The organism is Segatella salivae DSM 15606, from assembly GCF_000185845.1.
Taxonomy (GTDB): domain Bacteria; phylum Bacteroidota; class Bacteroidia; order Bacteroidales; family Bacteroidaceae; genus Prevotella; species Prevotella salivae.
In genome coordinates this window covers 1,832,652-1,839,847 of the sequence record NZ_GL629647.1, presented here as the reverse complement: position 1 = coordinate 1,839,847, position 7,196 = coordinate 1,832,652, and the positions used below count along the sequence as shown (strand labels likewise).

At 45.9% G+C, this 7,196-nt stretch carries 6 protein-coding genes; all 6 read right to left on the bottom strand.

Annotated features, from left to right (window positions below):
• Window positions 1–401 precede the first annotated feature (401 nt).
• The 6 genes from HMPREF9420_RS07470 to HMPREF9420_RS07445 all read right to left on the bottom strand — a co-directional run bounded on the left by HMPREF9420_RS07470 (window position 402) and on the right by HMPREF9420_RS07445 (window position 6,965).
• On the bottom strand, window positions 402–2,243 hold the full coding sequence (locus HMPREF9420_RS07470; protein ID WP_007134951.1) for a 4-hydroxy-3-methylbut-2-en-1-yl diphosphate synthase: 1,842 nt from the start codon (window positions 2,241–2,243) through the stop codon (window positions 402–404).
• 72 nt (window positions 2,244–2,315) lie between these two features.
• Window positions 2,316–2,822: a 5-(carboxyamino)imidazole ribonucleotide mutase gene (purE, locus tag HMPREF9420_RS07465; protein WP_007134950.1), complete on the bottom strand. Its 507-nt coding sequence runs from the start codon at window positions 2,820–2,822 to the stop codon at window positions 2,316–2,318.
• Between the two features lie 45 nt (window positions 2,823–2,867).
• Window positions 2,868–3,485 (bottom strand): phosphatase PAP2 family protein, encoded by a 618-nt coding sequence (locus HMPREF9420_RS07460; RefSeq protein ID WP_007134949.1) that lies wholly within the window; start codon window positions 3,483–3,485, stop codon window positions 2,868–2,870.
• A gap of 116 nt (window positions 3,486–3,601) precedes the next feature.
• Entirely contained in the window at window positions 3,602–5,119 is a 1,518-nt protein-coding gene (rpoN, locus tag HMPREF9420_RS07455) for an RNA polymerase factor sigma-54 (RefSeq protein WP_007134948.1), read from the bottom strand.
• Window positions 5,104–5,769, bottom strand: coding sequence for a hypothetical protein (locus HMPREF9420_RS07450; protein WP_044078841.1), 666 nt, complete (start codon window positions 5,767–5,769; stop codon window positions 5,104–5,106). The genes rpoN and HMPREF9420_RS07450 overlap by 16 nt, the downstream gene beginning before the upstream one ends.
• A gap of 698 nt (window positions 5,770–6,467) precedes the next feature.
• Window positions 6,468–6,965 carry a hypothetical protein gene (locus HMPREF9420_RS07445; RefSeq protein WP_007134945.1) on the bottom strand — a complete coding sequence of 166 codons (498 nt, stop codon included), beginning with the start codon at window positions 6,963–6,965 and terminating at the stop codon, window positions 6,468–6,470.
• Window positions 6,966–7,196: the final 231 nt, after the last annotated feature.

Genomic DNA, 7,196 nt, shown 5'->3' with positions numbered 1-7,196 from the left:
TCCTTTCTATTATAATATAAATCATGAGTCTACAAAGGAAATAATCTTTTGTAGACATCATGTATTATAAAAAAGAACTAAAAATAAACGTATAAAAGATTCTCTTTTCTTTTGTTATGTGATAGTACACTTATCACTGAATTTGTTTATTATTAACTCCTATATAACTTACTAACTATTCTGTTTAACCTGTCTGATAACGTTAATAGTATAGTAATTTTTGTTATAAATAAGCAACTCGTTAACCCGTCACCCCTTTTATTCATCAATAAAACAAGCAACTCGTCAACCTGTCAACTCGTCTACTCGTTAACCAATCAAGTAACTCGTTAACCCGTCAACTCGTCTACTTGTCAACTCTTTCCCGTTTACTTGTCAACTATTTCCCGTTTACTTGTCAACTATAATCCCCCTTCCCTATCCTTCCGAATCAGTGCCAGCAGATGTTCAACAGCCACTTCCTGGGGGATATTTTTCTCCACACAAACCTGTTTTCTGTACAGACTTACATGGTTGATTCCTGCGCCAACATAGCCATAATCAGCATCAGCCATCTCACCGGGACCATTGACTATACAGCCCATGATGCCGATTTTAAGTCCCTTCATGCCTTTTGTGGCTTCACGGATGCGGGCAATCGTTTCGCGAAGATCATAGAGCGTGCGACCACAACCCGGACAACTGATATATTCAGTCTTGCTTGTACGAAGACGAGCAGCCTGCAAAATGCCAAATGCCGTGTCGGTGATGACACTTTGCGGAATATCCCCTTCGTTCATGAGCCATAGTCCATCGGTCAGTCCATCAATCATCAAGGCGCCCATGTCTGCCGCCGATTCGAGTTGGAACTCACTTTTTTCGGCTGCAGAATGATGATACATCTCAGCGAAGACCACAGGGTTATAGGCACCATTCTCCCACATTTCGTGCACCAAAGCGCGTTGTTCGGCCAAGCGATTTGGGTGATTACTCATGCTAACGACTACGATTTCAGGATGCAATTTGAGGCAAGTGAGATACTCTTCTGTCGGTGCTCCAAACTGCAAAACGAGGAATTTCACGTTGGCTTTTACCATGGCTATAAACGGAATGGCCGTCACAGGGAAGATCGGATAGACGCCTGTTTTGTCGTCGAGTGACATAAACTGGTTGTAGTCGACAATGTATTTTTGTCCTTCCTTGCGGTCTTTAATCTCCTGACCGGCATAGATATAGTCGGCCTCTTGTTCGTTTCCGCTGAGTGCCGAGGCTATCACTATCGGGGTGTTGCTGCCTCCTATACCTGCAACGGCACGCGTAAAGCGACGTTCCGGGCGCAACCAGTTAAAGGCTTTAGCTTGCGTTCCCGGCACAATCAGATGGCCTTCGCGCTGGCGGATGTAGTCAACCAAGTGGCGGGCAACAGGAATTTCGGCAGCCGGTTCTTCGCTCAGACTCACACGAATGGTGTCTCCGATGCCGTCAGATAGCAGTGCTCCAATGCCCACGGCACTCTTAATGCGTCCGTCTTCGCCCTCTCCTGCCTCGGTAACTCCAAGGTGAAGCGGATAGTTCATGCCCTCTTTATCCATCTGATGAACAAGTAATCGCACCGAGCGCACCATGACTACAGTGTTTGAAGACTTAATAGAGATGACCACATCTGTAAAGTTTTCGCGTTTACATACACGTAGAAACTCCATGCAACTCTCTACAATTCCTTCGGGCGTATCGCCGTAACGGTTGCGTATTCTGTCGCTCAGACTGCCGTGGTTGACACCGATGCGTATGGCCGTGTGATTGGCTTTACAGATGTTTAAGAACGGAATGAGACGGTCTTCTATCTTCTTTAACTCTGCCGCATACTCCTCATCAGTGTATTCTTGCTTGATGAATTTGCGTGCAGGATCAACGTAGTTACCGGGGTTTATGCGTACTTTCTCAGCGTAGAGTGCAGCGACATCGGCCACATTTGGATTGAAATGTACGTCGGCAACGAGGGGTGTCGTATAGCCTTCTGAGCGCAGTTGGGCATTGATGTTTTTGAGATTTTCAGCTTCGCGCTTTCCTTGTGTCGTCAAACGCACCAATTCTCCGCCCGCCTTGATAATCTCTTCAGCCTGCCGAACGCATGCTTCCGTGTCGTTAGTATTTGTGGTTGTCATGCTCTGTACACGCACAGGGAAGTCACTTCCCATGTCTATTGCGCCGATATGTACAGTCGAAGTCTCACGCCGTTTGTATTGAAATAAATCGATATTCATAATGATAAGAAGTCCAACAAAAGCCTACCCTTAACCTCTCCCCTCCCTTGTGGAGGGGTCGGGGCTGGGTATTTAATTACACTTATACTCGTATTTTACCTCTTTCAGGTCTTCGTTTGCCTTCTCAATCTTCTTTCCGAGTCCAGCTTTCCAGGCGTCAACCTTTGCTGCAATGGCTTCATCAGAGAGGGCAATCATTTCAGTTGCGAGGATAGCGGCATTCTGAGCAGCATTCACTCCAACTGTAGCCACAGGGATTCCGGGTGGCATCTGGATGATAGAAAGCATGGCATCAAGACCATCGAGCATGCCTTTGATGGGCACACCAATCACTGGCAGTGGTGTCGAGGCAGCGATTACACCTGGTAAGGCGGCAGCCATTCCGGCGGCAGCGATAATCACTTTGATGCCCCTTTGTTTGGCATTGCGGGCAAAAGTCTCTACAGCCTCGGGAGTACGATGGGCAGAAAGCGCGTTCACTTCAAATGGAATTTCATTGTCATTGAGCCATTTGCAGGCCTTTTCCATTACGGGTAAGTCGCTTGTGCTACCCATAATAATACTGATAATTGGTGTCATAACTGTATATTTTTAAGTATTTAATGTTTCAAACAAGGATTGATGTCACACATAGGCAATGGTAAGATAGGCAAGAATAAAGCCAAGAAACCACCCCGCTACAATCTGAGAGAGCGAGTGTTGGCGCAAAATCATGCGACTGGAACCCACGATTCCCGAGATGAGCATCACGAGACAGAACCACCATATCGGGTTAAACGTGAAGATAATGGCAAAAGCTAACAGGGCACCCGCTACGCCTCCGATGGCTGTTTCGTGCATAGAGACCTTCCACCACACATTAATCAGTGCGCAAACCACCTGTATCAACACCGCCGCCACAAGGATGCTGCCCATGAAATGAGGGATATGGGCTATACTCATGAGGTAGTAGCACACCGAATAGCACACAATCGAGATGACATAGGGCACCATGCGACGCTCTCGAACGATGAAATCGAAGGGGCGCCATCCTTGATAGTGTCGATAGAGTCGAATCAAATAGGTGGGCAAAAGGATGGTAAACACGTAGACAAGGCCTAATACCATGAGCTTATATCCTAACGGTATGAGACTCAGATAACTAAAAAGAAACAGCGAAGCAAGGCCCACAATGGGGAGATAGAATGGAGTAAAGACCAAACTAAATATGCGTGCTGTCCATATAATGTTTTTTTCGTTCATAAGAATAAGCCTACTTCAGCCCTTACTAAGAGAGGGAGTGCAACCTCGTGTGAGTCTTTCTCTTTCTTAAAATGAGGGAGTGGGCATCTTTATATCATTGTTGTTTTTTACTTCTTCTACGCCTTTCTCAACCTCGCCACAGGGATATTGAGTTGCTCTCTGTATTTGGCTATCGTGCGTCGGGCAATCGGAAATCCCTTTTCCTTCATGAGTTTGGTCAGTGCTTCGTCGCTGAGGGGCTTGCGTTTATCTTCTTTTTCGATGACGTTTTTCAGCGCAATTTTAATCTTTCGCGTAGACATCTCCTCACCTTCATCCGTAGTATATGCGTCGGTGAAGAAGAAACGAAGAGGAAAGGTGCCCCATTTTGTTTGGGCATATTTCACATTGCTCACTCGGCTTATGGTCGAAATGTCGAGCCCTGTCTTGTCGGCGATGTCCTTTAATATCATGGGTCGCAGATCACTTTCATCCCCATCTTGAAAGAATTTCTTTTGCCATGCGATGATAGCCTGCATCGTTAGGATGAGCGTTTGACGGCGTTGTTTCACCGCTTCGATGAATCCTTGGGCCTTAGCCACCTTTTCTTTGACATAGAGCAGCGCCTCTTTGGTTTGCCTACTCATGCCCTCCTTGTTGTTGCGATAGGCATTTATCATCTCCGTAAACGATGAAGAAACCTTCAAATCGGGGATATGTCCTTGATTAAGACTAAAGGTTACGGTGCCATCGTCAGCCGTATCGACAATAAAGTCAGGTGTAATCTGCTGCATGTTTCGGCCTTCTGTCTCGCCAAGTGAGGCGCCGGGCTTCGGATTTAGTTTGCGAATCTCGCGTTGAAGTGTCTCTACCTGGAGGTCACTAAGACCGAGTTGCTGTTTTATTTTGTCCCAATGTTTCTTTGTAAAAGCATCAAAACACTCTTTGAACACACGCTCCATAGCATCTAAAAGGCGTGTGTTTTGTGTGCCTTCTTCGCGCATTCGTTCCACCTGCAACAACAAACACTCTTGTAGCGAGCGTGCACCAATGCCTGCAGGGTCCATGTTTTGCAGCATCTTGAGCACGTGTTCAATCTCCGCTTCGCTCACATCAATGTTATGATAGATAGCCAATTCGTCGCTGATGGTATTCAAATCTTTGCGCAAGAGGCCGTCATCGTCAAGACTTCCAATGAGATATTCCATCACAGCATACTCCTTTTCAGTCAGTGTGAGCATGTCCATTTGCTCCTTCAGCTTGTCATAAAACGAGGTCGTGTCACCATAAACCGTCTCTTCATAGTCGGCATTATCGTGATTGTTTGCATAGGGAGTTTGCGGCATAATGTCGTCTTTCCCAATATTTTCCAAGGCAGCATCCAGCGCATCCTGACGCTCTTCTCTCTCGTTTATGGTGTCAAAATCGTCGCCATCTTCGTTTTCCGAATATCCATCCTCCCCCTCATTGTCGGTCAATCCCATGGCAGAATCGTCTTTTTCGAGGGCGGGATTATCGTCGAGTTCAGCATTGATGTTCTCTTCAAGTTCGGTCAATGGCATCTCCAACAAATGCACTTGTAGCATCTGTTGCTGTGAGAGTTTCATCTGCTGCGTGAGCTTCTGTTCCTGAGTTTGTATTAGTTTTTGTGCCATGCTGTCTTAAAATATTCTTTCATCAGGGCTGCTTCACGCGCCAACACATTGGGTTCGAGGTTGCCATAGCGTTGCCACACATCGTGACAAGCGCTAAAGAGGTCGCTCACCTCAAAGGCCAAACGACTCAGATAGGGGTCACACAGCTGAAACACACACATCACATCGGCCACCTTTTCAGGCTTGAGGGCCAGCAACGAGGCCAACTCCTTGATTTCGGGCGTGTCGCTCACCATCGTGATAGGCGTCAAACGAAAATAGAGATCAAGGATAATGATGAGATGAAGTGGGGTCAGTGTGCTATCAACCTCAAGTGGTCGGAAGTCTGTTTGCCATGTCTCGGCCTTGCTGACGCCCTCATAAAATTGTTCGGGATGATTGAAACCACGCATCTCTCGCATGGTTTGCACCTCGTGTGAAAGCTGTTTTTGGTGTGTGGCAAAACGTTTCCACAACTGCTGAAGTGAGGCCGATTCGCGTTTGTCGAGCGTCACCATCTGTTCTGAAAGCTGTTTCGGTGGAATGTTAAGTTCAAGGGCAAGCAACACCATTGGCCGCGAGTAAGCAGGTTTTATGCCCACGGGTTTCCTGAGATACAGTTGCAACAGCGGCAACCAATAATCCTCTTGCCACTGAGATTGATTTGCCATGATGAATTTACTTTCTGCAAAGATAAAGATTATCACAGACAATACAAAGTAAAATACAAAATAAATCGTGGCTTTTTCGCATCCTTTTTTCCTTATTGTTCGCTTTTCGCGCGTGCATGGTTCATGCCTTCTTCGACCGCGTTTGCTGTCCTTTTTCTCTCTCCTTCCAATTCCTTCTCACCGCAACCTCCCAACCCGCTGCTGCTCAATCCGTTTCCCCCACTTTCTTTTCTCCCTTATTTTGGTGGGTGAGGAGGGGCGAAAGTTGGCGGAGGGTCAGGCCAACGACTGACAACTTGGACTGCCGTGGAGGAGGAAAACGATAGTGTTGGTCAGGCTACGGACAAACTTTTGGGGAGAAAGGTGAGGGCGGTTGTCATGCGACGGTGTTGAAACGAGTGGACGAGAACGTGCAAAATGGAGTGGAAAATGAGGTAAAAAACGACGAAAAATATAAACAAACATGGCGAAAAATGAAGCAAAAGACGAGACGAAATAAATAAATCTTAAGAGTTTTTTAATTTTGTTTTTCTCTAAAAAATATTATTTTTACAGGAATTAACAAATGAGACCATTGAGTATCAAGGCGTTAGCGCTCCCTAAGAACAATAACAAGAACAAGATAAAGAAAAAGACGTCGAAAAAGAAAAAGACTGCAATGCCGAAGTGTTTCGTCGTCGTCGTATTTTTATTTACAATTAAATAATTTCATATCGTAGCGTTTTCGTCGTCGTCGATGCTTTGTTTAGGTCGTATGTTTTTAAATCCTTTAGAGGCTCACTTGCTTGCGTTGCCGCCGCCGAAGCAATGCGCTGCCGGCAACAAATGTTTTTCTTTGGCAGATAACTTGCTTGCGTTGCCGCCGCCGAAACAATGCGCTGCCGGCAATAAATGTTTTTCTTTGGCAGATGACTTGCTTGCGTTGCCACCACCAAAGCAATGCGCTGCTGGCAAAAGATGTTTTCCTTTGGCAGATGACTCGTTTGCGTTTCCGCCGCCGAAACAATGCGCTGCTGGCAACAAATGATTTTTCTTGGCAGCTCACTTGCTTGCATTGCTGTCGCCGTTAGTTTTATGATTCCGCCAGTGGGGAGTGGTTTTGTCGAGACTTTTGTGTGCCTTGACCCCATGAAATGGCTGCAAAAATTTATCGAAGGCATAGTGCCTATGGCATGAAATTTGTGGAAACCTGTCATGAAGGCTGTTTAAAAAAGTTACCCCCTCACATATGCGAGGGGGCTAGTCTAACCTGAATGTCTTTTTACTTGCTAAATCAAATGCTAATAACTACAGAGATAGACTAATTACCGGATATCACATCCAGTTGGGTCTCTCCTTTCATTAACCCTTATGTTTTGTTTTCTGTCGTTACCCTTTATTATGTCTTGGAATACTGATTCCCTGTAAAGGCAAGGCCTATAGAATCT